Consider the following 26,115-nt stretch of genomic DNA (forward strand, 5'->3'; position numbering starts at 1 on the left):
TGGGGTAATTCCCGCTGTTGAAATCTGGGCTTGCCAAACTGTGTGGATTTGTTATCTGATTGCTTCAAACGCTGAGATCGGCACGGCGTAGCAGCTGTGCATTGATCGCGACGATTACCGTACTTACAGACATGAGAACAGCACCGACTGCTGGCGAGAGTAAGATTCCAATTGGTGCGAGAACGCCCGCTGCGAGTGGGAGTGCAAACACGTTGTAACCAGCTGCCCACACGAGATTCTCCTGCATCTTTCGGTAGCTCTTCCGGCTCAATCGGACGAGATGGGCAACGTCTCGCGGATCGTTCTCGACGAGGACGACATCGGCGGACTCCACGGCGACGTCGGTTCCCGAGCCAATAGCAATCCCGACGTCAGACCGTGTTAGTGCAGGTGCATCGTTCACTCCGTCGCCGACCATTGCTACCAGTTTGCCCTGTTCTTGTAGTTCGATGATTTTCTTGTCCTTGTCTTCTGGAAGGACTTCAGCGAAGTACGTATCAATAGTGAGTTCTTCGGAGACGGCACGAGCGACATCCTCGGAGTCCCCGGTGAGCATCGCAACTTCGACATTCATCCCGTGGAGAGCGTCGATCGCCTCAAAGCTCTCGTCGCGAATCACGTCTGCGAGTGCAACTGCCCCTACCACATCGCCGTTTCGAATCAAATACACGACGCCCTGTCCGCGAGAACCAGCCTCATCGGCGAACGCTTCGAGATCAGCAGTAGGTTCAACGTTGAGGTGGCGGAGAAGGTTTGGACCGCCGACGTGGACCGTTTCACTATCTCGATCCTGATCACCGTCCACACCAGAGGTGGCAGCAGCATCTACTTCAACAGTTGCACGAACTCCGCGGCCTCCAAGCGCCTCGAATTCGCGTACACTCGGAACGGTGAGTCCACGGTCATCTGCTTCTTCGCGGATCGCCTCCGCGATCATGTGTTCGGAATCGCCTTCGGCAGCGGCCATCACTGCCAACAGCTCGTTTTCGTTCCAGCCATCCGTCGTGGTGACATCGACGACTCCCTGTTCACCTTTCGTGAGAGTGCCAGTCTTATCGAAGACGATCGTATCGAGATTGCGGGCTTCCTCCATAGCGATCCGGTCGCGGATGAGCATCCCGTTTCGCGCCGCCATCGTCGTATTGATGGCGACAACTAAGGGAACAGCGAGCCCCAGTGCGTGTGGGCAGGCAATCACCAAGACCGTAACGACCCGCTCAACGACCCCCAACCCAAAACCGATGGCGACTGTCCATGCGATAGCGGTGATAGCTGCCACACCAATCGCGGCATAGAACAACCAACCCGCCGCTCGGTCGGCGAGAACCTGGGTTCGAGATCGACTCTGTTGTGCCTCTTCGACCAAACGCATGATCCCCGAGAGGGTCGTCTCCTCACCCGTCGCAGTAACGCGAACACGGAGACTGCCATCACGGTTTGTTGTCCCACCGATTACCTCGTCACCGGGTTCCTTCTTGACGGGTTGTGATTCGCCCGTGATCATCGCCTCGTTGACGTTCGATTCCCCCTCTTCAACGATACCGTCGGCGGGAACGTTCGCTCCAGGTCGAACGAGGACGAGGTCGTCTCCCGCGAGATCGTCAACACGAACCTCTTCGACATCTCCGCGGTCGGTAATCCGCTCGGCAGTATCCGGCATCAACTCGGCGAGTTCATCTAACGCTCCGGAGGCGCGCCGGACACTGCGCATTTCAATCCAGTGCCCGAGCAGAAAAATGACGATCAACGTGACGAGTTCCCAGAACAGTGGCTCCCCGATGCCGAAGCCGACCGCGGCGATGCTGTAAACGAAGGCAACGGTGATCGCCAGCGAGATCAACAACATCATTCCCGGCTCGCGGTTGCGCGCCTCGACAGCACCCATCCGCAGGAACGGGACGCCACCATAGATGAACACGACGGCTCCGAGGATTGGCGCGATGAACTCGCTACCGGGGAACGCTACTGCTGTATAGCCAAACCACTCCTGAAGCATCTCGCTGTAGTAAAGAACTGGAAGTGAGAGGACGAAGCAGACGACAAAACGCTGCTTGAACATCTCCTCGTGACCCGCGTGGTCAACGTGAGCCTCGTGATCGTGACTTGCGTGACCATCATGCGCATGGTCGGAAGGTTCGTGGTGTTCTTCCACCTGCCGATCGTGATCTCGGTCCCGATGGTCGTGGTGGTCTGACAGTTCGTCAACTTCCTCGGCCCTCTCGGCAGTCAACCCGCATACTCGACAGCACGGACAATCGCGATCAGTTGGTTTCCTGTCTCGTGTTTGCTCGTCGTGGATGTGATCCGAATCGGGCGTGTCCGCCGAGTTATATTGTGACATGAGTATGCACCTTTGTCGCACCCACGTTCGTGATCCATCCAGTTCATCAGTGAGAGACGATCACAGGAATCAATCGAGTGCGCTAGTGTCTGTCTTTGTTGTTCTCTATACAAACACCTAATAATTAGGGGACTTTGGCTTTGGCGAATCGACATACTGCGTCGGGATGTGGTATTTGGCCGTCTTCCTGATATCAGTCAATCCGTTCGTCACTTCCGGGTCCTCGAGCGTGCAGTAACGATCGTTCAAGCGTGACGCCTCGAGCGACGTGACTCTCAGCGGCGAGTCGATGCCATATCGGTACCACAGCGGTATACTTCAAATCCCTCTGTTCGATATTTCACGCTCGCGAAGTTGCTCGCGTGAAAATATGCGCGGACCGGGATTTGAACCCGACTGCGAGACGGTCCTGCTCACCTCGCTGCGCTCGGTTGTGCGGGCTGCGACTCGCGTAATTCAAATCCCTTTTGAGATTTCTGCTGCTCGCGGTGTTGCTCGCAGCAGAAATGCGCGGACCGGGATTTGAACCCGGGCCATGAGCTTGGAAGGCTCAGGTCCTGCCACTAGACCATCCACGCGCAACCATCGGTTTGGTGTCCAGGTTTAAGGCGCTTGCTCTTTCCGCCGGTACTTAGGGGCGACGCCCTCGAGCGATCTCGAGCGTCACCCACCCGACCTCGCCGAGCGCGCCACGAAGCCCTACTCACTCATCCGCCTCGAGTAATCCCATCCGGAGACGACCGCTGGCTCGATGGTGATCGACACCTCCGAACGCGACGGGTCGAGTAAGCGCTCGGCCAGCGGCGCGTCGGTCGTCCCGAGGTAACGCTCGAGGAGGTCACGGAGGAGGGCCTTCTCCGGGTCGGGGGCGAGCGTCGCCGTCCCGTTGCCCCGGACGCCCCGGTAGGGCGGATCGTTGGTCGACACCTCGAAGCCGACGTGGGGATCCGACTCGAGGAAGGTCACGAGGTCCGACTCGGCCGCGGTCGCACACTGGAGGCTGCCATCGGTGTAGCGAAACCAGAGCGAGACGATCCAGGCGGTGTCCGCGGGCGTTCGACAGGCGAGTCTGAGCGGGACGGCCGTCGACTCGAGGAAGCGCTCGACGCGCTCGGCCGGGAGTGAGCCAGCGACGCGCATCTCACTCCTCGAGCGGGTCGTCAGTCTGGCGGGCGGTCAGGTCGGCGACGGTCCCGAAGACGAGACCGAGGACGATGCCGAAGACGGCGTGGCCCGCGAGCGTCTCGACGGCGGCACCGGGGAACTCTGCGGCCTCGCCGCCGACGGCGCCCGCCCAGGCGGGGAGCAACAGCAGCGGGAGGATCGCCCAGACGGCGAGACCGTAGGCGAAGCCCGCCCCGGCGAGGCGGAGGGTGAGCGAGGCACCGGCGATCGGGTCGGTCTCGACGGGCGAGCGCAGCGCGCCGAGGACGACCGACCGCGTGACGATGAAGCCGAAGATGACGCCGAGGACCGCCCCGTGGGCGGTGTGGATCGCCCAGCCGATGGAGCCACCTTCGTCGAAGCCGTAGATCGAGGGGATCACCACCTCGACGACCTCGGGGTCGACGAACCAGACGAGGAGACCGAAGGCGAGCGCGCCGAGGGCCCCGCCGATGGCCCCGCCGAGTACCCAGCCAGCGACGCCCCCGACACCGAACTCCGTCGACACCTCTGACTCGCCACTCATAGCCCCTCCCTACCACGGAGCGCGCCAAAAGCCTTGGTCACACCTGCGGCGCGTGCGAGAGACACCGCTGTCGGGTCCTGCGCGGAATCCGGACGGCTTTGGGCGTCGAAACCCAACCGTCCCACGTGAGCGCACCAGACCCCGAGAAACTCGAGTTCGTCGTACTCGGCTGGCCACCCGACGGGCCGAAGCTCAGACTCGACTACGAACGCTTCAGCTACGCCGGGAAGTTCGTCATGACGAGTACGGGGAAGGCCGTCGCTCGAGTCGCGAGCGCCGAGGCGTCGGCCGAGCGCACCACCGGGGGAGCGGAACGTGCCCGGTCCACCCACGGCGACTCGAGTGGCCACTCCGCCGAGGGCTCGCGTACCCCACTTCTCGAGGACGACTCGATCGTCGCGGCGGTCGCGTTCAACGAGGACCGGACGGACGAGCGGACGCTCTGGCTGCGCTACATTACCGTCAGGCGCGACCTGCGTGGGGAGGGAATCGGTCCCCGATTGGTGAGTCTCGTACGCGAGCGCGCACTCGAGCGCGACTACGAGCGCGTCCGGATCGCGGTCAACAACCCGTTCGCCTACGAGGCACTCGCCCGGGCGGGCTTCGGCTACACCGGCGAAGAGACGGGACTCTCGGAGTTGGTCCTCGAGTACCCGCCCACGGCTGAGCGGGCCGACGCCTACTGGCGCGGGCTCGAGCGGTTTCGCGAGCGAGAGCTGACCGACGCGGAGCGTGAATTTCTCGCGGCGCGTCTCGAGCGAGGGCCGCCAGCCCGTCTCGGAGAGGCCCCAAAAAACGAGCCGAGAACTGTAGACGACGGCCGCGAGTAGCCCGCTTCTCACGGCCGCGGGCGTCGAATACCAACTATCAAATCCACCGCGGCCATACGGAGGGTGATGGGAAACGCAGCACTGCGAGAGATCGCCGTCATCGAGGAGGTGCCGTTCGAGGACCTCGGCGGATCGGTGGTCGCAGTCGACGCACACAACTGGCTCTACCGCTACCTGACGACGACTGTCAAGTGGACGGCGAGCGAGACCTACACCACCGCCGACGGTACCGAGGTCGCGAACCTGATCGGCATCGTCTCGGGGCTGGCGAAGTTCTTCGAACACGACCTGACGCCGGTCATGGTCTTCGACGGCGGTCCCTCCGAACTCAAAGCCGACGAGATCGAATCCCGGCGTGAGCAGCGCGCCACCTACGAGGAACAGCTCGAGACCGCGCGCGAGGAGGGCGACGCCGTCGCCATCGCCCAGCTCGAGTCGCGCACCCAGCGGCTGACGGAGACGATTCAGACGACGAGCCGCGAGCTGTTGGCGCTGCTCGACGTTCCCGTGGTCGAAGCGCCGGCCGAGGGCGAGGCGCAGGCGGCGCACATGGCCCGACGCGGTGACGCGGACTACGTCGGCTCCGAGGACTACGACGCGTTGCTCTTCGGCGCGCCGGAGACGCTCCGACAGCTGACGAGCAGCGGGAACCCCGAGCGGATGTCGCTCGAGGCGACCCTCGAGAAACACGGCCTGACGCTCGAGGGGCTGATCGACGCGGCGATCATGATCGGGACGGACTTCAACCCCGGTATCTCCGGTGTGGGTCCGAAGACGGCGCTGAAAGCGATCGCCGAACACGGCGACCTCTGGAGTGCGCTCGAGGCGCGCGGTGAGCACGTCGAACACGGCGACCGGGTGCGCGAACTGTTCAGGAACCCGACCGTCACCGACGAGTACGAGGTCGACACCCTGATCGACCCCGACATCGCGGCGGCGCGCGCCTACGTGGTCGACGAGTGGGGCGTCGACGAGGGCGAGGTGGCACGCGGGTTCGAGCGGATCGAAGCCAGCGTGGTCCAGACGGGGCTCGACCGCTGGTCCTGACTGTGCAACCGACGGTGGGCACAGTTTCTGAAAGCCGTTCAGCGCCGCCTGCGACCGGCGCGTTCGCGCACCGACCGGGAGGCGATGGTGGCCTCGCTCGAGACCAGATCGAGGGCGTTGCTAATCGCGCCAACCGAGGAGAGGTAGCCGACGCCGACGGTCGCTTTCAACGCGGTGGCGGCCGCGCCGGTGACGACAGAGGGACCGACCTGGGCGACGGCGTCGTCGCCGACGCTGACGAGCCACCCCGGGGTGTCGAAGGTGAACTGCTCGAGGCGCGGTTCGAAGACGGCATCGCCGGCGAGGTCGTGGCTGACGAGTCGCGAGACGTTCTCGGCTGTGGTTCGGGCCTCGCGGACGGCCGACTGGGCGCTCGCCGGGACGGCCTGGCCGTCGCCGTCGACGACGCGGGCGGCGTCACCGAGGGCGAACGTCCGCGCGGTGAGTCGGAGGTCGCTCCTGACGACCGGACGTTCGCCCGCGAGCGCGCTCCGACCACGGATGCCGCCCGTCCAGACGAACGCGTCGTACGCCAGGTCGGGTTCGCCCTCGAGTTCGACGTGGCGCTCGTCGGCTCCGACGATCACCGCGTCGGTTCGCACGTCGACACCGCGGCCCTCGAGCGCGGCGGCGACGGCACGCTGGAAGGCGGGCGGGAAGTTCGGCGCGACCTGTGAGAAGCGTTCTGCGAGGACGACCGCCGCGTCGAGTTCCTCCTCGTCGACGAGTTCGGCGAGTTCGCCCGCGACCTGGACGCCGGAGAGACCCGCCCCGCCGACGACGATCCGCGCGCGCCCCTCGCTCGAGGTGACCCGCTCGAGGACGGTGCGACGAACCTCGAGTGCGTCGTCGAGCGACTTCAGCGGAATCGCGTGTTCGCGAACGCCCTCGAGTCCGTAGAAGGCCGTCTGTGCGCCGAGACAGACCGCGCCGACGTCGTACTCGAGGGTGCCGTCGTCGAGGTGGACGACACGTTCGTCGGTGTCGACCGACTCGACGCGGGCGACGCGGACGGTCGCGCGCTCGAGAACCTCCTCGAGCGGGATCGAAATCTCGGCTGCGAGGGCGGGCCGACGGATCACCCGGTGGAGTTCGTGCTGGACGAGGTGTGCGGGCGATTCGTCGACGAGGGTGAGATCGGCCGAGGAGGGCACCTCCCGCTCGAGCAGCCGCGTGAGGACCAGGCCGGCGTAGCCCGCACCGAGGACGACGACGTGCATACTCGAGCTACGGACGGTGAGGTGAAAAGGCGTGTCCCGGCTAAAGGGGTGTCAGAACAGGTGGTCGTCTTCGTCCTCGAGTAAGCGGGCGGGACCGCCGACGCCCCAGGTGGTCGTCGAGACGCCGCAGTCGGCGACCTGTTCTTCGACGTACTCGGCGTGTTCCTCGAGCGTGTTGACGTAGACGCTCGCGCCGGTGTCGGTCGAGAAGTAGACGGGAATACCCTCTTCCTCGCGGAGTTCGCGCACGCGGTTGAAGACGGCGAGGGTCGCAGGCTGCCAGTAGACCCAGCCTGCGGGACCGGTCATCGTCGTCGCGGCGAGCGAGAGCGAGTCGTGTTCGGCGAGTTCGAACGCGCGCTCGAAGTCGTCGTCGCGCAGCGCGTCGCGCATCTCGGCGATCTGTCCGTGGATGTGTGCGTTTCGCGCCTGGAACATGTGGCTGTCGGCGGCCTCTCTGTGTGCGGACTCGGTCTCTTTGTGGTAGGGGACGAGCGCGACGACCGTCTTGACGTCCTCGTGGAGGTTCGTCGGGATGCGGCGAGAACGGCAGTCCTCGTCGTTGAGTCCGGTGTAGAGCTGTGAGAATGCGCCGGTCACCGACCGCGCGGCGGAGGCGGAGCCGACGCGCGCGATGGTCGATATCTCGGCGAGCGAGGCGTCGAGTTCGGCGGCCTCCGCGAGCGCCATTGCCGCGGCGGCGAAGCCCGACGACGACGAGCCGAGACCGACGTTCGAGGGAAAGCTGTTCTCGCTCTCGATGCGGACCGGATACACCGTGTGGGCGGCGTCGGACAGGCCACGCGCCTTGTCGACGACGGTCTCGAGTCGGTCGAACGCCCGGCCCTCGAGTTCCTCGCCGTCGACGACGTAGACGTCGTCGTCACAGTCCATCGAGAACTCGACGGTGGTGCGCGTGTGGCTGGGGGCCGTACAGACGCTGATGCTGTCGTGGTAGGGGAGGCGTTCGATGTCGTCACGCATTCCGTGATACTTGACGAGTCCCTGGATGGGGTGGGCCATGGCCGTTGCTTTCATATACCCACAGGTGAGTGACGACCGCTTAAAGGTCACGGCTCGGAGAGAATACACAACCGACCGCGGGTCGTCGAACTCCTCACTCGAACGTCGCGCGAATCGACTCGCGCCACTGGCCGTACTCCTCGAGACGGCCCTCGAGTTCGTCGAGGTCGGTTCGAATCTCGCCGGTCGCCCGCTCGACGTCCTCGTCGACGGTCGCCTCGAGCGTGTCCAGACGGGCGTGCAGGCTGTCGATTTCGGACTCGAGGTCGGTCGTCTCGGTGGTGAGCCGGTCGCTGAGGACTTTGATCTGTTCGGTCAGGTTGTCGAGACCACTCGAGAGGTTCTCGACGGACGACTCGAGGTCGTCGCGCGTCGCCGCGTAGTCCTGGCGGAGCGTGCGCGTGCTCTCTTCGATCAGCGAACACCGGTCGGCGAACGAGTCGAGCGTCCGCTCGACGTCCGCGAGACGCTCGTCGAGCGAGTCGTCGGTCTGCTCGAGCGCGGCGACGGTTTCGGAGAGGTCGTCGAACTCCTCGCTGAGGTCGCCGAGGTCACTGAAGACGTCGTCAGCAGTCCCGTTCTCGTCGATGAACGCCTCGAGTGCGTCGGTGTAGGCGTCGAGGGCGTCGACTCTCGACTGGAGGTGGTCGAGACGGACCCCGGAACTGGTCGTCTCTTCGACGCCGAGTGCACGCCGCAGGGCCGTCTTCCGTGCACCTCCCTGGTCGTCTTTGAGTTCGTCGAGCAGTGCGTCGAGCAGGTCGCCATTCGCCGGCGACTGCGTCGTATCGAATTCGAGCGTGTCGTTCTGAGTCATCGTAGTACCCCGTGTGCGCGTGCGCCAGCGTTCAGCGCGGGTCGCCCACCCCATCTCTTAAATTAATATACGTTCTGGATAATAATTGTATCCCTCTCCGTCGGGTCGTTCCGCTTACGTATCGAGACCTGGAAAATCCGAACCCTCAACACGGCGCTCGCGAAACAGGCGGGTGATGGGAACGCCGCTCGAGACACACGAGGCACAGGCCGCAGAGATCGTCGACCGACTCGAGGAGACCTACCCCGACTCGACGATCTCACTGCGCTATTCGAATCGGCTCGAACTGTTGATCGCGGTCGTGCTCTCGGCGCAGTGTACCGACGAGCGGGTCAACAGCGTGACTGCGGACCTCTTCGAGACCTACGGCGGGGCGGAGGCGTACGCCAACGCACCCCAGGAGGAACTCGCCGAGGCGCTGAGTTCGATCACCTACTACAACAACAAGGCGAGCTACATCCGGGAGGCGTGTACGAAGATCCTCGAGGAACACGACGGCGAGGTGCCCGATACGATGGCTGAACTCACCGACTTGCCGGGTGTCGGGCGGAAGACGGCGAACGTCGTCCTCCAGCACGGCCACGACATCGTCGAGGGAATCGTCGTCGACACGCACGTGATGCGCCTCTCGAGACGGCTGGGGCTGACGACGGAGTCGACGCCGGAGCGGATCGAAGAGGCACTGATGGCGCTCGTCGACGAGGACGACTGGCAGCAGTTCACCCACCTCTGTATCGACCACGGGCGCGCGGTGTGTGACGCGCGCAACCCCGACTGCGACGTGTGTACGCTCGCGGACATCTGTCCGTCCGAGCGCGGCGACAGCGAGGTCGACCTCGCCTCGGGCGACCCCTGGTGAGGAGCGTCTATCGCAAGCCCAACGCCTTTTCGTTCCTACCCGGTAGCCCCGACCGAGACCATGACCGACGACAACGACCGCGAACACGGGCGCGACGTCGACCTCGAGACGGAAGCCGACGAGGAACCCGAGGAAGACGACGAACTCACCGACGCCCAGCGGGAAGCACGCGAGCGAGCGCGAGAGGAAGCGCGCCGCCAGGACATCGAACACGACTCGCTCGAGCGAGAGACCGACGCGCTCGAGAACGAGAATCCGGACCACCACCGGGACGAAGAGCCGTACAACAGTTGAGGCGGGTGGACGGCCGGAGGTGGCTCAGATCCAGAGCACCTGATAGCGGAGGATGTAGCGGACGATCCCCAGGATGTACGCCAGGAGCCAGAAGAAGACGTAGCCGAAGACGCCGACGCGGAGGCGGCGACGCCACGCCCGCATGTTCTCGTGGAGGTCGTCGAGGTCGACTTCCTGGCCCGGGTCGCTGTAGAGGTCGTGGGTGATCTTGACCTGGAGGATGCGGACGATGCCGGTGAGCGCAACGAGTAACATCGCGTACGCCTGCAATCCGAAGAAGGCGTGAACGGCGAGTAATCCGCCGGTCTGGTCGAGCGTACGCGGGATCATCCAGCCGACCACCGGGACGGTAGTGAGCGCCAACCCGACACCGATGACCGAGAGGTGGCGGGTGAGCACCGACCAGGTGACGACGTCGGCGTCGATGATGATCCACGCACCGTAGAGGTAGAACGGAAAGCTGGCCGTGACGACGAGGGCAATGGCCGTCGCGACCGCCAGCTCCGAGTTCATGTAAAACGCTTCGACGGGCGACGAATAAAGGAACCGAAAGCGGCGGTGACGGGCGAGGACGGACGAGCGATGCGTGTCGAAAAGGGTTTTCTGGGGCGCTCACCAACGTTCGGTAATGGGCGACCCTCGAGAACGGTCCGGCGGCGCCGACAGCGCGGACGACGCCGGGCGAGGAGCGAGCGAGGAGTGGGGGGACGACGGGAGCGATGACTCCGACTCGAGTGGGGAGGCGAACACCGGGATGGCTCGAGCGGAGGCAGAAGAGGCGGTCACGGTGGAAGACGAGGAGGCGACGCTTCGCAGACAGATCGAAGAGAAGTACGACTTCGAGAACTTCGGGCCGCGGGATATGGCGGAGATGACGCCCGAGGAGTGGGAGGTCGCGTTCGATCCCGATACCTGGATCACCGGGGAGGAACTACTCGTGCGCGTCGAGGACGAACTCAAGAGTCGCGTCGCGACGCGGGACGTCTTCGCGGTCGTCGAGCGAGCGCACGTCGACGGTGCGGACGTCGTGGTCGCCTACTCCGATACGGACTACGCACTCGTCTACCCGGACGGGAGCGTCGAGGGGCGTGGAACGGTGGTTCGCGACGTCAAACCGACGGTCGCGCTGTGTTCGATGGACGACTACGAGGTGGAGACGCCGCCGGAGAACTGGCAACTACCCGCCCCCGAAGAGATTCCCGACTCGGGGAGCGAACTCGGCAACTGGATGATCCAACTGCTGGCGGGGACGCAGCTGCTCGTCGGTATCGGTGCGCTCGTCGCCTGGGTACTCGTCGGGATGCGAGAGAACATCGTCCTGCTGGCGGCGGGTCTCGGGTTCGTCTTCATCGGTCTCGTCCTGTTCACGATGGTGGCGAACGCCCGCCTCTCACAGCGGTTTCGCGTCGAGGAATACCGTAGCCGGCTCCGGTCGGTCGGGACGGCCTCAGAGGAGCGGCCAGCGTTCCTCCCGCTCGAGGACGACGCCTTCGAGCGCGCTCGGACGTCGGAGTCCGACGACGGATTATAACTGATCGATAATGACCGACGGAGGTGAGAAATCGCCTTCCGGCGGCATCGGTGGGTTTAAGCAAACACGTTCCTGAGACCAGCATGTATGAACAGGCGGGACTTTATGATGGCGGCCAGCGGCGTTGCCGGGGCCGGTGCCGTCGCATCTGCTGCGACGCCTGTCGTGGCCCAGGAGGAGGAAACCGACGGCGACCCCGAGACCAACGGAGCCGAGGGGGAAAACGGCGCCGGTGACGACGCCGGGACGAACGGCGACGCCGACGAAGCCAATGGGAACGGCAACGGTGCCGGAAACGGCAACGGCGAGGAAGAGACCGGTGGCCCGACCCAGACGGTCGTCCTCGGTGACAACTACTTCGAGCCGGACTCGCTGACGATCGAACCCGGAACGACCGTCGAGTGGGTCTGGGAGGGCGAGGCGCAACACGACGTAACTCCGGATGAAGGTGCACAGCCCGACGGCGCAGACTGGGAAGGCCACCCTGAACTCGCCGGACAGGGCAACACCTACGAACACACCTTCGAGGTCGAAGGAACCTACCCGTACATCTGTACGCCCCACCCCGAGATGACGGCCGAAATTATCGTCGACGCGGATGCTGATCCGGCCGCTGCAGGCGGTGAGGTCGACGTCCACGACGTCGGCGTCCCAATCTTGAAACACTACGTCGGTGTGGCGACGTTCCTCGCCATCTTCGTCTCGCTCGTCTTCACCTTCTACATGCTGAAGTACGGCGAATCGGCACACTCGAGCAGCCCAGGGAGGAAGTAAGATGTCATCGTCAGGAAGTACCTACGGAGAGATTCACCGATACGAACCGCCTCGAGAGAGTACGGCGGCCGCGATCGCGATCGTCCTGTTGACGTTCGTCCAGATCGTGTTCGTCGCCCTGTTCGTCTACGGACTGGCCGAGCGGTGGGCGGTCGCCGCACAGGATACGGGTGTCGGGAACATGGTTCTCGGCTTTCTGCTGGCGGCGATCTTCCTCAACCTCGGGTTCATCCTCCTGCTGTACAGAAAGGAGTTCTTGCCCGACGTGATGATCGTCAAGAAGCGTCGTCGCAAGTGGGAGGACCTCTACGTGCGCGAAGAGGATGCCGAGGGAACGAAACTCGTTGACCAAACCGGTGCGTGGGACACCGTCAAACGTGCAGTTTACCCATACTACAAACGATAATCATGGCAAACGACGACAACTATCCGGTCGAATCCGACCGCCGGCGTTTCGTCAAAGGGGTCGTCGGGGGCGCGGCGCTCTCGGGGGTTCTCACGACGGGTGCCGTGTCGGTGACGTCGCTGACGACGCCGTCCGGCGGCGGTGGTGGGACGATGAACTACCGCGGTGCGAACAGAGACCTGGGGCCGGCCCCACGAAGTATCCCGCAGATCCCGATCGAACTCGACGACGACGGGAACATCATGGGACTGTGGCCCGAACCCGAGACGAGAGAGGAAGGTGGGGTCGAATTCCTGGTCTCCGAACGGGAGTTCGAAGTCGACGGCGAGACCGTCACCTACTCCACCGAGTGGTTCCAGTACTGTGGTCTCCAGACGTTCCAGGGCATCGAACCGGACGCCGACCAGGACGCCTACTTCCGCTACGACGATGCCCCACCGACGAACGACTACCCGTGGATGGAGAACATCATCGGCGGGTCACAGATGAACGTCGACGACTTCGACCAGTACGAAGACTGGGGCAACGATATCGGTGACGCGGGAATCGGCCAGCCTGCGACGGGTACCTGGCGCTCTGAGGACCTGCCGCCGGAACAGACGATTCCCATCTTCGTCATGCGAAGTGCGCTGATCGAGGAACTCGCCGAAGAGGACGAGTGGATCGCCCAGACCTGTCCCGAAGGACTCATCGCGTTCGTCGGGAAGTGTACGCACTTCTGCTGTGTGCCGAACTACAAACAGCTGGGTGAGTCGGCCAACTTCGGTGCCGAGAACAAGATCTACTGTCAGTGTCACCAGTCGGTGTACGACCCGCTCAACATCGTCGAAGAGCAGTTCGTCTCGCTGCCACGGCCGGAGGACGGCTAATGAGTCTCGAACCCGCAGACGAGTACGACCACAACGCCTGGCTCGCAGAGCGTGACCTCTCGCTCATCGAGAAGACGTACCTGATGACGCTCATCTGGTTCGACCGGCGCTTCAGACTCGTCGACTACATGGAACTGCTGGAGGACATGTACTACAAGGTCAACCTCCAGATGCCGAAGAGCCACACCGAGCAGTACAACCTCGACAACAAGTTCTGGTACTGGTATCCGCTGTACGCACTCGGCTCGTTCTCCGTCATCGCGTACCTCGTCGCCGCGGTGAGCGGTGCCTTACTCGGCTTCTACTACGCACCCTCTGCGGCGAGCGTCAACGGCGACCCCGAGGCGTACGTCCAGATCGTCGCCATCATGATGGATCAGAACTTCGGGTTCATGCTCCGGAGCATCCACCGCTGGTCCGCCCAGGTCATGACCGCCGCCGTCTTCCTGCACATGCTCCGTGTCTACTTCACGGGCGCGTACAAGGAACCGCGCGAGGTCAACTGGCTCATCGGCGTCGTGCTCCTCGCCCTCACGATGGGCTTCGGATACACCGGCTACCTGCTGCCGTGGAACCAGCTCGCCTTCTGGGCCGGACAGATCGGCGTCGAGATGGCACTTGCCGTCCCCATCGTCGGTGAGTGGACCGCCCAGCTCATCTTCGGTGGCTTCAGCCTCGGCCAGCCCACTCTCCAGCGCATGTACATCCTGCACGTGTTCGTCCTCCCGTTCGTGGTGACGGCGCTGATCGTCCTCCACATCGGAATCGTCTGGATGCAGGGTATCGCGGAACCACACTGATCAACAATGAGCGACAACGACGACATCAAGACGGACGGCAGCGGTCCCGGAATCGTCGCGCCAGACGACGAAGTCCCGACCTGGCGCGAGCGCAAGGAGCGAACCACTGGTCTCTCGAGGCTCACCTACGAGTACTTCGAACGTGCTCGACGCGAGGACCAGGACCTCAGACAGGAGTCGAGTTACATCGAACGCGACGTACTTGGCTTCCCCGCCTGGCCACACGAGACGGTCAGGAACCTCGCCATCGGCAGCGTCTTCGTCGGCATGCTGTTGTTCCTCTCGGCGACGATGCCACCCCACCTCGGTGACCCGGCGAACCCGGCGGTGACCCCCGAGATTATTCTGCCCGACTGGTATCTCTACTGGTCGTTCGGCCTGTTACAGCTCGGGCCGATCAACCCCGACCTGGCGATCCTCGGCGGCGAGAAGATCATGTCCGACGAACTCTACGGCGTCCTCGCGAACGTCGTCGTCGTCGGCGCCATCGCCATCGTCCCGTTCCTGAACAAAGGCGGCGCACGCAGGCCCGTCGAACAGCCGTTCTGGGCGGCCGTCGGCGTCGGTGGCGTGATGTTCGCGTTCACCACGAGCGTGCTGGCGATCGACAACCTGCTGCCGATCGACCCGAACATCACCTTCGACCTGACGTTCCTCCTGCCGCTGGTCGCCGCAGCCATCGCCTACGCCGTCTTGAAGACGATGCGTGAAGGCTACATGTACGACCTGAACCGCCGGTACTACCGACTCAGGCCGCCGCGATAGTGGTCGACATGTCTCGAGCGGGTGAGAACCGTGATTCGGATGACGATGCCCCCGAGAGTGAACACGCACCCGAAGCGCACACAGACGGCCCACAGGTAGGGGCGTCGGGGCGACGCGAGGTGGTCGTCCCACTACGGCTGTACAAGACGATCACCGTCTTCTCGACGCTGTTCGCGGTGGTGGGCATTCTCGCGGGGTTTATCCTCTTAGACGTCGCCACCGACCGGGCGCAGGCAGACCTCGCCGAGGTCAACATCGTCGTCTCGCTGCTCGGTATCGGCCTGATCGTCCTCGGCTCTGCGACCTACGCGTTCTCGACGCGCTTTCGCACCGAAGGAATGGGAAACGCTAAAGACGACACCGACGAAGGTTCGGATAATGGCTGACGAATTCATCAAAGGGTTCGCAATCCTCACGCTCGGCCTGCTCGTGTGGATGATGTTCGCGAGCTGGTACAACACCCCGAGTTTCTACGAGACACAGCTCATCGCACCCGACCCCGAAAACCCCGGCACCTACGACGCCATCGCCTTCATCGTCAGGGACGCGATGTTGACCTTCGCCATCCTCGGCGCGCTCACCTTCTGGGTCGTCATCCCGGCGGGCCGACGCGCTCGAGAGTACTACGCGGCTAACTGAAACACCCTCTCCTCTGCGGTATCGACGGTTCCTCGAGTGGTGACACTCGCTCACCGACGGACGCTACGAGTCAGTCTCGAGTGTGCCGACAGTCGTGTGGCCCAGCAGACACGGGCTGACGCACGCGTCTACAACCCCACGCAGGCCAGACCAGCCACCCAGGGGCGTAGAAAAGCGCTACGTGAGCAGCGTCAGAACCAGCTCGAATCGTTTCGTACGCACTCGAGCAAACGAGGGTCCCTGCGTGCGCACAGCAGTCGTGGGAGAGGAGAAAGGGTCGACTCGGGCGGTGAAAACGAGGAGAGAACAACGGCCACCGTGTCGGAGACAGGTGTGGGCGAAGTGGGCTAGCCGCCGTTCGGGAAAACGGCCTGGCCGTCGGGGGGAACGCTGGGAGCAGCGTCAGACGACGAGTTCCCAGAACGGCTGGACCAGGAAGAACAGTGACTGGTAGGCGATGTAGATGAACACCAGCGTCGAGGCGAACAGCGCACCTTTCGGTCGCTCGAGCGGAACTTCGGTTCGCGCCTCGACGAGGCGGGCTTCGAACTCGAAGAAGTCGGCGACGAGTAAGCCGATGACGAGGAACGTGAAGACGACACCGCCGTGGACGTGGACGGTGATGTAGTAGAACGCTCCGAGGATCATGAGAAGGTTCGTCACGTCGAGTGCGAGGCTACGCGAAATCGCATCGACGCCGCCGTTGCGCGCGGCGATGACGAGGTTACGGTGGGCGACCCATCGGATCGCCAGGTTGACGATCACCAGGCCGAGTAAGATGAATTCGATAATCGTGACGCCGCTGACCACCTCTTCGGCGAGGACGTCGATCGGTCCGAGTAGCGCAGGCGTGATCATACATAGAGCACGGTGGTTCGACCATTAGAGTGTTTCCAATATCGGCGAGCAGTTCCGGCCTCGTCGCGGGTATCGGAACCGGAGTGAACCGGGCAGGGTCACTCGAGTGTCGGCGTGAGAAGTGAGCACGTCTCAGCAGCGCGAACTGTGACCGGTGTCGAGACCGGGATCGGTTCGAGCACCCGTTCGTCGGTCTCGACGACGACGGTACTTTCGTCGCGTTCGACGGTGAGTTCGAGGTAGTCGTCCGGGAGGATCCACTCGCGGGTGTGGGTGACGAACGGAGCGACCGGAACGACGGCGACGGCGTCGAGGTCGGCCGAGACGAGTGGGCCACCGGCCGCGCTGGCGTAGCCGTGACTGCCCTGTGGTGTCGCGACGACGACGCCGTCGGCACGAAACTGCGCGACGTGCTCGCCGTCGCTCACGACGCTGTACTCGGAGATTCGCGCTGGCTCGTCAGTGAGCAGGGCGACATCGAAGACGGCTCGAGCGGGAGCGGCGAGTGCGTCGCTCTCGACCGAGAGCACGGGGACGCTGTGTGTGTGGACGTCACCCCGGAGCGTCGCCTCGAGTGCGTCAGCGAGCGCGGCGGCTGTGACCGACGGCAGCCCATCACCGGCATCGACCGCCAGAATCGGGACAGCCTCGCCGTCGTCTCTGGCGACGGCGCTCACGGCGTCGGCACCGACACAGACGACGAACGCCGGTGAGCGCTCGAGGACGGTGTCGACGTCACCGGAGACGACCTGTGCGTCGACTCCACCGAGCGCTCGCGCTGGCTGCTCGAGTGATCCGGCCTGGTCGACGACGCCGATGACGACGTCTGCGTCACCGCTCGCCCACTCCGCACGTCTCATGAGGGCAGTTCTTGCGCCCTCACCAAAAGGGTGCGGTATTCGATTCGTTCGTCGGAGGTAGTACGTTGGATGAACGCACGGCAGGACAGAAACCAGCCAAAAAGCATTGGGGGTAGCTATTTATCCCAACTTCACCTCGTCTAGGCCGACCGTGATGTTCGGTCAGGAATACAGGATGCACGTCCCCTCGAAACGGTCTATTTCGCCGTTCTGAGGGCGTGTGTCGAAGATACGTACCGAGTAGCGACAGCTTCGGGTCTCCTCACGAAGGACGTCTTACAGTTCCCCTTCGGCCTTCAGGCCCTCGATGACGTCGTCGACGAGCGAACCGACGTCGTCGTAGGGAAACTCCTGATAGCCCGAGAGCTTCGAGGCCAGTTCCATCGCCGTGAAGCTGGTTTCGCCCGCCTCGAACGTCGTCGTGGGACCGTTCGGGAGGGCAGGAACGAGCGCCATCTGGTTGGAAACGGGATAGTCTGCGTTCTCGAACGCCGCGGTGAGGCTCGCTCTGAGTGCTGCTTCTGTGTCCGACGTGACGTCAGTGTCGTCCGTCATAGGCGACCATCCGTACACCGGACGTATAAACGTTCTCGAAAGTCGACAGCAGGGGGACAGCTTCGGGCGCATAACTGAATCTTTTTTACGTCGCTCTGTGACCGGAGGTGTATGCGGGATACGCTTGCCGAGTGGCGGCCGGCCATCGACGAGACGATCGCTGCGCTCGTGCCACGAGACGTCGACGCCGAGTACCTCGAGTCGTTCTTCGGCGAGCCGACCTACGAGTACGACCCGGACGGGATCCAGTGTGCGCTCTCGGATCCGCTCTGGGACCTGTTAGACCGCGGGGGGAAACGCTGGCGGGCCGTTCTCTTTCTGGTGTTCGTCGAGGCCTTCGGCGAAGATCCGGAGGCGTACCTGCCCTACGCGTGCATCCCTGAGATCCTCCACAACGGGACGATCATCGTCGACGACGTCGAGGACGAAGCCGCCATGCGGCGGGGCGATCCGGCCCTCCACCACATCTACGGCGAGGACGTCGCGCTCAACGCGGGCAACGCGATGTACTTCCTGCCGCTGAAGATTCTCACCCACAATCCCGGTGACCTCCCACCGGAGACGCGTCTCGAGACCTACGAGATGTTGATGCACGAACTCAACCGGACACACCTCGGCCAGGGGATGGACATCTGCTGGCACAACGAACGCGAGGTGCGCATCACCCCCGAGGAGTACCTCGAGATGTGCGCCTGCAAGACCGGCTGTCTGGGGCGGATCGTTGCCCGACTCGCCGCGATCATCACCGAACAACCCCCGGAGGTCGAAGCTCACGCAGCGGCCTACGCGGAGACGACCGCCGTTGCCTTCCAGATCGGCGACGACATCCTCGACGTGGAGAACTCACTCGGGCGCGCCGGCGACTTCGGCAAGGAGTTCGGCAACGATATCCGCGAGGGAAAGAAGACGCTGCTGGTCATCCACGCGCTCGAAGAGAGTGCACCCGAGGACGCAGCGCGTCTCGAGGACCTGCTCTGGGCCGACGAGAACACCGACGAGGAGGTCCGCGAGGCACTCTCGATCATCGAAGCCAGCGGCGGCATCGAGTACGCACGCGAACGCGCGCTCGAACTGGCCGCAGAGGCGTGTGAACACGTCGACGCGATGGACGTCGGTCCGGCAGTCGCCGAACAGTTATGCGAATTCACACGCTTCGTCATCGACCGCGACGCCTGAGACCATGGTTCGACCGCTCTTGGCACTGGAGAACCGCACCGTCGCACTCGCACTCTGTGTCGTCGCACTCGCGGGCGTGGCAGGAGCCATCGCTGGCTTCGTCCTCCCGGATATCATCGGTACGACCGAACCCACGGTCGCAGCGATCACGTTCGAACTCTCACCGCTCATGGGTGCGCTCTACGGTATCGTCGCCACGGCGACGTTCCTCGTGACGCTCGCGGCCGTCCTCGTCGCGGTGTCGGCGCTCGAGGACGAGACGCTCGAGCCGTGAGACTCGGGAGAATCCCGCCTCTCGAAAAAACGGTCTCGTCGGCTACTCGTCCGTCTGCTCGACGCTCGCGGCGATGTCCTCGACGACTTCCGGGTTCCTGAGCGTCGAGGTGTCGCCGAGTTCCTCGCCGCTGGCGATGTCCTCGAGGAGTCGGCGCATGATCTTCCCCGAGCGCGTCTTCGGCAGTTCCGGCGTGAAGACGACCTCCTCGGGTCTGGCGATGGGACCGATGGCGTCCTCGACGCTCTCGACGATGCGCTCGCGCATGGTCTCGTCGCCCTCCTGGCCGTCCTCGACGATGACGTAGGCGTAGACGGCCTCGCCTTTGACCTCGTGGTCGCCGCCGACGACGGCCGCCTCGGCGACGCCTGCGGTGCCGACGATGGCGCTCTCGATCTCCATCGTTCCGAGGCGGTGGCCGGAGACGTTGAGCACGTCGTCGACCCGCCCGAGGATGGTGATGTAGCCGTCGTCGTCGATCTTCGCGCCGTCTTCGGGGAAGTAGACCCACTCGTCGCCGTCCTCGTCGGAGTACTCCCGCCAGTACTCCTCGAGAAAGCGCTCGTCGTTCTGATAGAGGGTGCGGAGCATCCCAGGCCAGGGCCTGTTGACGGTGAGATAACCCGCGTTGCCACCCTCGACTTCCTCACCCGAAACGTCGACGACACGGGCGTCGATACCCGGCAGCGGCGGCCCCGCAGAGCCGGGTTTCATCGTGCCGAGCGCTGGCAGCGTCGTGACCATCATGCCGCCGGTCTCGGTCTGCCACCAGGTATCGACGATCGGGCACGACTCGTCGCCGATGTGTGTGTAGTACCACTTCCAGGCGCGGGGGTTGATCGGTTCGCCGACGGTGCCGAGTAAGCGCAGACTCGAGAGGTCGTGGCGTTCGGGGTACTCGGTCCCCCACTTCATGAACGCACGAACCGCGGTGGGGGCGGTGTAGAAGATGTCGACGCCGTTCTTCTCGACGAGTTTCCAGAGGCGGTCGCGGTCCGGATAGTCGGGCGTCCCCTCGTACATCATCGTCGTCGTCCCGAGTGCGAGCGGCCCGTAGACGATGTAGGAGTGGCCGGTGATCCAGCCGATGTCGGCGGCACACCAGTAGGTGTCCTCTGGCTCGACGTCGAGGACGGCGTGGGTGGTCCAGGCGGCGTAGGAGAGGTAGCCGCCAGTGGTGTGTTTGACGCCTTTGGGCTGGCCGGTCGTCCCCGAGGTGTACATGAGAAAGAGCATGTCCTCGGCGTCTCGAGCGACCGGGGCGACCGATTCGCCCTCGTGTTCGGCGACGAGGTCGGCGTAGTCGTGGGCGCTGGCACCGAGGAAGTGTCTGAGTTCGTCGCCGAGACGGTCGACGACGACGGTCGTCACGTCGTGGTCGACACCGCGAAGCCCCTTGTCGGCCTTCTGCTTGTGGTTGAGCGCGTCACCGCGGCGGTAGTAGCCGTCACAGGTGACGAGATACTCGCTCTCGGCGGCGTTCATCCGCGTCGCGAGCGCGTCGGCGGAGAAACCCGCGAAGACGACGCTGTGCGGTGCGCCGATGCGCGCACAGGCGAGCATCGCGATGGGCAACTCCGGAATCATCGGCAGGTAGAGCGTCACGATGTCGTCTTCCTCGACGCCGAGGGCGCGCAGCGACGCGGCGAACGCCTCGACCTCGTTCAGCAGGTCGCCGTAGGTGTAGGTGCGCGTCTCGCCGAGTTCGCCCTCCCACTTGATCGCCGCACGGTTTCGCGCCCCGTTCTCGACGTGGCGGTCCAGACAGTTCGCCGAGGCGTTGAGTTTCCCCCCGGTGAACCACCGGTAGAAGGGTGCATCCTCGTCTTCGAGGACCGTCTCGTACTCCTCGTCCCACGAGAGCAACGCGGCGGCACGCTCCCAGCACTCGGGCCACTCCTCCTCGAACGCCTCGTAGATGCCCTCGTCGGTGACGTTCGCCTGCTCCACGAACGACTCGGGCGGATCGAAGCTGTCCTGCTCGGCGAGTCGCGCCTCGAGTTCTCCGTCGGCGTCTCCGGATTGCTCCGTCATAGTCATCGAATCGATCATGAGCGAAATAAGCGTTCCCCTCACCAGCGTCACGTGTACCGGTTTTCGGCGGAGTCGCTCGCCACTCGAGTCACTCGAGCGTGAGAGCGAGAACGGGTGAGCAGTGAGCGAGCGTGGCAGGTGAGCGACTGAGCCTACAGGTCGGTGTCGACCGCTACGCGCTCGCCCGTCCGAACCGCTTCGTAGGCGGTTTCGGTCAGCGCCGTGGTGTAGAAGGCGTCTCGAGCGGTCGCGGGCGGTTCGGTACCGTTGCGGACCGCCCGGACGAAGGCGTCGACCTTGTCGTACGAGGAGAGATCACCTGCGACCGAGGCGAGTTCGGCGTCGGCGGCGTCGAGAACGGTCGCACTCCGGCGGTCCCAGCCGGAGCCCTCGATAACCGCTCGGCCACCGCCGCGGACGGCGATGCGCTCGTAGACGTCGGGGGCATCGCCGGAGACGGTGATACTCGCGACGGCGCCGCTCTCGAACCGGACGGCGAGTACCGCCTGGACGTCGATCCGCTCGTCCTCGTCGGCGAAGACCATCTCCGCGGTGACGTGTGTCGGGCGTGAGCCGAGGAGCCAGCAGATGGCGTCGACGAGGTGGCTCCCACTGTCGTACAGCTGGCCGCCGCCGCTGAGCCGCGGGTCGACCCGCCAGGTTCCGTCGACCTTCTCGAACCACCCCTGGGTCAGCTCGGCCGTCACGAGTTTCGGCTCGATCACGCCGCCTTCGATAGCGCGTTTGACCTCGAGGTACGCCGGGTGGACGTGGCGCTGGTAGCCGACCATGACGGTCCGGTCGGTGTCGGCTGCCTCCTCGACGAGTCGGCGCGCCGAGTCGACGCCGATCGTCAGCGGTTTCTCACAGAAGACGTGGAGACCGTCCTCGAGCGCGTGGTGGATCTGTGCGGCGTGGAAGGTGTGCGGAGAGGAGACCTGGAGCGCGTCGAGCGACTCGCTCTCGAGCATGTCTTCGAACTCCTCGTACTGGTGAGTGGCGTCGACCGTGAGGGTCTCCCCCGCGCGCTCGCGGCTTCGCTCCGAGACGTCCGCGAGGGCGACGACCGTCGCGTCCGGATGCTCGTGGAACTGTGCGGCGATGTGGGTCCCCCAGGCACCGGTGCCAACGATGCCCGTCCTGAGTGGCGCTTCGGTCATGGGACCTGCCCTACCACGCCCAGACGTTAGTGTGTATGGCTCGAGTGAGGGCGCTCAGGCCAGACCGATCTGTTCGGTGTAGCTGCCGTGGACGTCCTCGAAGACGGCCATGATCTCACCCATCGTCGCGTACACTGCCACGGCGTCGACGATGGCGGGCATGGCGTTCTCGCCGCGCTCGGCCGTCGCTCGCAGCGCCTCGAGTGCGTCTTCGACGGCCGTCTCGTCGCGCTCGGCCTTCACGCGTGCCAGGCGCTCGCGCTGGCGCTCGCCGACGGCATCGTCGACCCGGAGGACCTCTGGACTGGTGTCTTCGGCGATCGTGTAGGCGTTGACGCCGACGACGACCTCCTCGCCCGCTTCGACGCGCTGTTGGTACTCGTAGGAGGCGGTCTGTATCTCCCGGAGGAAGAAGCCCTCGTCGATGCCTCGGAGGACGCCGTCGCGGACGGAGCCCCCGCCCAGTTCGCGAATCTGCTCGAGGTACTCCATCGCGCGGGCTTCGGTCTCGGCAGTGAGCGCTTCGACGGCGTAGGAACCGCCGAGCGGGTCGACGGTGTCGGCGACGCCGGACTCTTCGGCGATGATCTGCTGGGTTCTGAGGGCGACGCGGACGGCCTCTTCGCCCGGGAGCGCGAGTGCCTCGTCGAAGCTGTTGGTGTGGAGGCTCTGGGTGCCGCCGAAGACGCCCGCGAGCGCCTGAATCGTCACCCGGACGACGTTGTTCAGCGGCTGCTGGGCAGTCAGCGACTGGCCCGCCGTCTGGGTGTGGAACTTGAGGCGCTTCGACTCGGGGCGCTCGGCGCCGTACCACTCGTCCATCAGTCGCGCGTAGATGCGCCGGGCGGCACGGAACTTCGCGACCTCCTCGAGCAGCGTGTTGTGACAGTTGAAGAAAAACGAGAGGCGCGGGGCGAACGCGTCGACGGCGAGCCCGCGCGCCACCGCGTCCTCGACGTAGGCGAAGCCGTTGGCGAGGGTGAACGCGAGTTCCTGGACGGCCGTCGACCCGGCCTCGCGGATGTGGTAGCCAGAGATGGAGATGGGGTGAAAGCGTGGCGTCTGGTCGGTGGCGAACTCGAGAACGTCCGTGACGAGCGAGAGCGACGGCTCCGGAGGAATCACCCACTCCTTCTGGGCGATGAACTCCTTGCACATGTCGTTCTGGAGGGTGCCACGGAGTGACTCGCGTGGGACACCGCGCTCGTCGGCGAGGGCGACGTACATCGCGTAGATCACCGGCGCGGAGGGGTTGATCGTGAACGAGGTCGAGACCGACTCGAGGTCGATGCCATCGAACAGAACCTCCACGTCGGCGAGCGTGTCGACGGCGACACCTTCCTTGCCGACTTCGCCGTCGCTCATCGGGTCGTCGGAGTCGAGTCCCATCAGCGTCGGCATATCGAAGGCGACCGAGAGGCCCGTCTGGCCCTCCTCGAGCAGGTAGTGAAAGCGCTCGTTGGTCTCGGCGGCGCTTCCGAACCCGGCGAACTGGCGCATCGTCCACGGCCGCCCGCGGTACATCGTCGGGTACGGCCCGCGCGTGTAGGGTTCCTCGCCCGGAAAGCCGAGGTCGCGTCCGTACTCGAGGTCGGCGACGTCGGCGGGGGTGTAGAGACGCTCGACCTCGAGGTTCGAGACCGTCGCGAACCGGTCGGCGCGCTCGCCGTACTCGGTGAGCACAGGCTCGAGCGTCTCCTCCTGCCAGCGTTCGCGGGCGTCACGGATGGTCTCGAGGTCGTCGGGGTCGAACATAGCGTATCCGTAATATTTGCCGGAAGGTAGGTTATAGGTTCCGGGGGTCAGACGACGTCGAAGGTCGCCGACGCCTGCTGGCCGGTGTCCTGGCGGGTAAACGTGACGGTGAACGGGCCAGCGGGACCACCCGTTTCGAAACTCCCGATCGAGACCGAGATCGTGTCTCCAGCGCTGTCCCCGCCGCCGATCATGTAGATGAGTCGCGCGCCGTCGGGGTACCAGACACTACCTGTCCCGCTCTCGATGACGAGATCGCTCTGCCAGAAGCCCTGGTTGTAGTTGACGCCGCTGTTCTGTGGGTCACTCAGCCCGATCTCGACGTGGCTGAACGCCTGGATCGGTGCCTCGAGTGCGAACGAGAACGTCTGGCGTTGCCCGCTCGGGGAGGTGTTCGCCGAGACGTCGCTGGCGGCGACGAGGGAGAATCCGTCCATCGGGCCCGGGCCCGGAGACGCCGAGCAGTCGCGCTGGACGTCGATAGAGTGGGAGACGTCGACGATAGCGGTCGACGTTCCCACCGCCTCCTCGATCAAGATGCTGACGGTCGTCGTCCCCGCACCGGTTTCGGGTTCACACGACACCGAGAGCGTCGTCGACGCCGACGGGGCGAGTTGCTCGTCGAACGGATCCTCCTCGACGAGACCGAACCCCAGGAAAACGTCGAGGTCGAGGGTGAGCGGTTCGCTCGCGTTGTTCGTGATGCGCGCGAGTTCGACGACACCGTCTTCCTCCGTCACGCTCGTCGTGAGCGTCTCGACGCCGAGATAGGCAGTCGAGACGCCCGTCACCGCTACGTCACCGTCTCGAGTGGCGAGAACCGAGCGGACGGCGTTCGTCGACGCCGCGAACACGAAGGCCGCCGCGGCGAAACAGCACGCGGCGAGCGCGCGGAGTGTGGTCGTGACCATGCGAGCGGATCACTCGAGTGGCGAGTGAGTCGGGCGACGCGAGCGACGGTTCAGGGCGTGGCGGCGGGTGTCGACGACGTGAACGAGCGCCGAGACGGTGAACATCGCCGTGATGATGCCGGCGAGTGCCAGGGGAGAGAGTGAGGCGAACACCGGCGCGCCGACGCCGACGGCCAAGACCAGACCCGCGCTCACGCCGGCGAGACCCAGGTAGCAGTGACACCACGGCAGATCGTCGTCGGGAACGTACTCGAGGTAGAGCGAGGCTTCGTCGGCGACGGCACCGAGTTCGACGTCCCCGCGCGAGCGGTCGTACCTGACGACCCCGTGTTCTGCCATCTTCGGGAGGTGAAGCTGACGGAGCGCCGTGTAGACCGGCTTCCGGTTCGCGTAACGAAGTTCCTCGACGGACGTTTCGTTCTCTCGAGCGGCGACGTAGTCGACGACGTCGCGAAAGTCGGCCGACCCGCGCGTGTGCTCGACGAGGTACTCGAGGACGTAGAGCCGACGCTGGTTACTCAGGACGGCGAAGATGTCACACCGAGCGGTGACACCTCCGCCCGAGGCGGTGTCGAGGGGACCGAAGACGGGCCGGGACATCAGTGGCTCACCATCGTCTGCCGAACG

Annotated in this window: 29 protein-coding genes and 1 tRNA gene; 14 read left to right on the top strand and 16 right to left on the bottom strand. The window is 64.5% G+C overall.

Going from position 1 to position 26,115, the window contains the following annotated elements; all coding sequences use genetic code 11:
- Positions 1-64 precede the first annotated feature (64 nt).
- The 4 genes from N0B15_RS09740 to N0B15_RS09755 form a co-directional block, all read right to left on the bottom strand.
- A complete protein-coding gene (locus N0B15_RS09740) occupies positions 65-2,341 on the bottom strand; it encodes a heavy metal translocating P-type ATPase (protein ID WP_263019509.1) in 2,277 nt (758 codons plus the stop codon).
- Positions 2,342-2,848: 507 nt separating this feature from the next.
- Positions 2,849-2,919, bottom strand: a tRNA-Gly gene (locus tag N0B15_RS09745).
- A gap of 121 nt (positions 2,920-3,040) precedes the next feature.
- Positions 3,041-3,481, bottom strand: a complete 441-nt coding sequence (locus N0B15_RS09750) for a pyridoxamine 5'-phosphate oxidase family protein (protein WP_263019510.1) — start codon at positions 3,479-3,481, stop codon at positions 3,041-3,043.
- A 1-nt stretch (position 3,482) separates the two neighbouring features.
- Complete coding sequence (locus N0B15_RS09755; protein WP_263019511.1) at positions 3,483-4,031, bottom strand: hypothetical protein; 549 nt, start codon at positions 4,029-4,031, stop codon at positions 3,483-3,485.
- A gap of 125 nt (positions 4,032-4,156) precedes the next feature.
- Here N0B15_RS09755 and N0B15_RS09760 point away from each other — a divergent pair, with 125 nt between their 5' ends.
- Complete coding sequence (locus tag N0B15_RS09760) at positions 4,157-4,861, top strand: GNAT family N-acetyltransferase (protein WP_263019512.1); 705 nt, start codon at positions 4,157-4,159, stop codon at positions 4,859-4,861.
- A gap of 66 nt (positions 4,862-4,927) precedes the next feature.
- Positions 4,928-5,908, top strand: coding sequence for a flap endonuclease-1 (gene fen, locus N0B15_RS09765; protein ID WP_263019513.1), 981 nt, complete (start codon positions 4,928-4,930; stop codon positions 5,906-5,908).
- A 38-nt stretch (positions 5,909-5,946) separates the two neighbouring features.
- Here the strand turns inward: fen and N0B15_RS09770 are convergent, their stop codons facing one another.
- The 3 genes from N0B15_RS09770 to N0B15_RS09780 all read right to left on the bottom strand — a co-directional run bounded on the left by N0B15_RS09770 (position 5,947) and on the right by N0B15_RS09780 (position 8,968).
- Positions 5,947-7,128 carry an NAD(P)/FAD-dependent oxidoreductase gene (locus N0B15_RS09770; protein ID WP_263019514.1) on the bottom strand — a complete coding sequence of 394 codons (1,182 nt, stop codon included), beginning with the start codon at positions 7,126-7,128 and terminating at the stop codon, positions 5,947-5,949.
- A gap of 51 nt (positions 7,129-7,179) precedes the next feature.
- Positions 7,180-8,166: a phosphomevalonate decarboxylase MvaD gene (gene mvaD, locus N0B15_RS09775; RefSeq protein WP_263019515.1), complete on the bottom strand. Its 987-nt coding sequence runs from the start codon at positions 8,164-8,166 to the stop codon at positions 7,180-7,182.
- Between the two features lie 79 nt (positions 8,167-8,245).
- On the bottom strand, positions 8,246-8,968 hold the full coding sequence (locus N0B15_RS09780) for a hypothetical protein (RefSeq protein WP_263019516.1): 723 nt from the start codon (positions 8,966-8,968) through the stop codon (positions 8,246-8,248).
- A 175-nt stretch (positions 8,969-9,143) separates the two neighbouring features.
- Between N0B15_RS09780 and nth the strand changes: the two genes are divergently transcribed.
- The gene (gene nth, locus N0B15_RS09785; RefSeq protein ID WP_263019517.1) at positions 9,144-9,827 is read left to right on the top strand and encodes an endonuclease III; all 684 of its coding nucleotides are present in this window, start codon (positions 9,144-9,146) and stop codon (positions 9,825-9,827) included.
- A 60-nt stretch (positions 9,828-9,887) separates the two neighbouring features.
- Positions 9,888-10,121: a hypothetical protein gene (locus N0B15_RS09790; RefSeq protein WP_263019518.1), complete on the top strand. Its 234-nt coding sequence runs from the start codon at positions 9,888-9,890 to the stop codon at positions 10,119-10,121.
- Positions 10,122-10,145: 24 nt separating this feature from the next.
- On the opposite strand, the gene N0B15_RS09795 is transcribed toward N0B15_RS09790, so the two are convergent.
- Complete coding sequence (locus N0B15_RS09795) at positions 10,146-10,634, bottom strand: DUF7321 family protein (protein WP_263019519.1); 489 nt, start codon at positions 10,632-10,634, stop codon at positions 10,146-10,148.
- A gap of 115 nt (positions 10,635-10,749) precedes the next feature.
- Between N0B15_RS09795 and N0B15_RS09800 the strand changes: the two genes are divergently transcribed.
- From N0B15_RS09800 to N0B15_RS09835, 8 genes are all read left to right on the top strand, one after another.
- Positions 10,750-11,652, top strand: a complete 903-nt coding sequence (locus N0B15_RS09800; protein WP_263019520.1) for a DUF7319 domain-containing protein — start codon at positions 10,750-10,752, stop codon at positions 11,650-11,652.
- Positions 11,653-11,739: 87 nt separating this feature from the next.
- On the top strand, positions 11,740-12,426 hold the full coding sequence (locus N0B15_RS09805; RefSeq protein ID WP_263019521.1) for a cupredoxin domain-containing protein: 687 nt from the start codon (positions 11,740-11,742) through the stop codon (positions 12,424-12,426).
- A 1-nt stretch (position 12,427) separates the two neighbouring features.
- Positions 12,428-12,832 (top strand): DUF7318 family protein, encoded by a 405-nt coding sequence (locus tag N0B15_RS09810; protein WP_263019522.1) that lies wholly within the window; start codon positions 12,428-12,430, stop codon positions 12,830-12,832.
- 2 nt (positions 12,833-12,834) lie between these two features.
- Positions 12,835-13,701 (top strand): QcrA and Rieske domain-containing protein, encoded by an 867-nt coding sequence (locus N0B15_RS09815; protein WP_263019523.1) that lies wholly within the window; start codon positions 12,835-12,837, stop codon positions 13,699-13,701.
- On the top strand, positions 13,701-14,501 hold the full coding sequence (locus N0B15_RS09820) for a cytochrome b (RefSeq protein ID WP_263019524.1): 801 nt from the start codon (positions 13,701-13,703) through the stop codon (positions 14,499-14,501). Before N0B15_RS09815 ends, N0B15_RS09820 begins: the two co-directional genes overlap by 1 nt.
- 6 nt (positions 14,502-14,507) lie before the next feature.
- Entirely contained in the window at positions 14,508-15,266 is a 759-nt protein-coding gene (locus N0B15_RS09825; RefSeq protein WP_263019525.1) for a cytochrome b family protein, read from the top strand.
- A gap of 8 nt (positions 15,267-15,274) precedes the next feature.
- Positions 15,275-15,652: a DUF7315 family membrane protein gene (locus N0B15_RS09830; RefSeq protein ID WP_263019526.1), complete on the top strand. Its 378-nt coding sequence runs from the start codon at positions 15,275-15,277 to the stop codon at positions 15,650-15,652.
- Complete coding sequence (locus tag N0B15_RS09835) at positions 15,645-15,905, top strand: DUF7314 family protein (RefSeq protein ID WP_263019527.1); 261 nt, start codon at positions 15,645-15,647, stop codon at positions 15,903-15,905. Before N0B15_RS09830 ends, N0B15_RS09835 begins: the two co-directional genes overlap by 8 nt.
- A 402-nt stretch (positions 15,906-16,307) precedes the next feature.
- Here N0B15_RS09835 and N0B15_RS09840 read toward each other — a convergent pair whose 3' ends face one another.
- The 3 genes from N0B15_RS09840 to N0B15_RS09850 form a co-directional block, all read right to left on the bottom strand.
- The gene (locus N0B15_RS09840; RefSeq protein ID WP_263019528.1) at positions 16,308-16,763 is read right to left on the bottom strand and encodes a DUF7313 family protein; all 456 of its coding nucleotides are present in this window, start codon (positions 16,761-16,763) and stop codon (positions 16,308-16,310) included.
- A 98-nt stretch (positions 16,764-16,861) separates the two neighbouring features.
- Positions 16,862-17,623 carry a diacylglycerol kinase catalytic domain-containing protein gene (locus N0B15_RS09845; RefSeq protein WP_263019529.1) on the bottom strand — a complete coding sequence of 254 codons (762 nt, stop codon included), beginning with the start codon at positions 17,621-17,623 and terminating at the stop codon, positions 16,862-16,864.
- A 276-nt stretch (positions 17,624-17,899) separates the two neighbouring features.
- Positions 17,900-18,178 carry an MTH865 family protein gene (locus tag N0B15_RS09850; RefSeq protein ID WP_263019530.1) on the bottom strand — a complete coding sequence of 93 codons (279 nt, stop codon included), beginning with the start codon at positions 18,176-18,178 and terminating at the stop codon, positions 17,900-17,902.
- 111 nt (positions 18,179-18,289) lie between these two features.
- On the opposite strand from N0B15_RS09850, the gene N0B15_RS09855 reads away from it, so the two are divergent.
- Both N0B15_RS09855 and N0B15_RS09860 read left to right on the top strand, forming a co-directional pair.
- The gene (locus tag N0B15_RS09855; RefSeq protein ID WP_263019531.1) at positions 18,290-19,354 is read left to right on the top strand and encodes a polyprenyl synthetase family protein; all 1,065 of its coding nucleotides are present in this window, start codon (positions 18,290-18,292) and stop codon (positions 19,352-19,354) included.
- A gap of 4 nt (positions 19,355-19,358) precedes the next feature.
- On the top strand, positions 19,359-19,628 hold the full coding sequence (locus N0B15_RS09860) for a hypothetical protein (protein ID WP_263019532.1): 270 nt from the start codon (positions 19,359-19,361) through the stop codon (positions 19,626-19,628).
- 42 nt (positions 19,629-19,670) lie between these two features.
- Here the strand turns inward: N0B15_RS09860 and acs are convergent, their stop codons facing one another.
- The 5 genes from acs to N0B15_RS09885 form a co-directional block, all read right to left on the bottom strand.
- On the bottom strand, positions 19,671-21,662 hold the full coding sequence (gene acs / locus N0B15_RS09865; protein WP_263019533.1) for an acetate--CoA ligase: 1,992 nt from the start codon (positions 21,660-21,662) through the stop codon (positions 19,671-19,673).
- Between the two features lie 152 nt (positions 21,663-21,814).
- Positions 21,815-22,822, bottom strand: coding sequence for a Gfo/Idh/MocA family protein (locus N0B15_RS09870; protein ID WP_263019534.1), 1,008 nt, complete (start codon positions 22,820-22,822; stop codon positions 21,815-21,817).
- A gap of 54 nt (positions 22,823-22,876) precedes the next feature.
- Positions 22,877-24,577 (bottom strand): acyl-CoA mutase large subunit family protein, encoded by a 1,701-nt coding sequence (locus tag N0B15_RS09875; RefSeq protein ID WP_263019535.1) that lies wholly within the window; start codon positions 24,575-24,577, stop codon positions 22,877-22,879.
- Between the two features lie 47 nt (positions 24,578-24,624).
- Entirely contained in the window at positions 24,625-25,488 is an 864-nt protein-coding gene (locus tag N0B15_RS09880) for a hypothetical protein (protein WP_263019536.1), read from the bottom strand.
- A 9-nt stretch (positions 25,489-25,497) separates the two neighbouring features.
- On the bottom strand, positions 25,498-26,088 hold the full coding sequence (locus N0B15_RS09885) for a DUF7344 domain-containing protein (RefSeq protein WP_263019537.1): 591 nt from the start codon (positions 26,086-26,088) through the stop codon (positions 25,498-25,500).
- Between the last annotated feature and the right edge of the window lie 27 nt (positions 26,089-26,115).

It is taken from the genome of Natronobiforma cellulositropha (genome assembly GCF_025629245.1).
Classification (GTDB): Archaea; Halobacteriota; Halobacteria; order Halobacteriales; family Natrialbaceae; genus Natronobiforma; species Natronobiforma cellulositropha.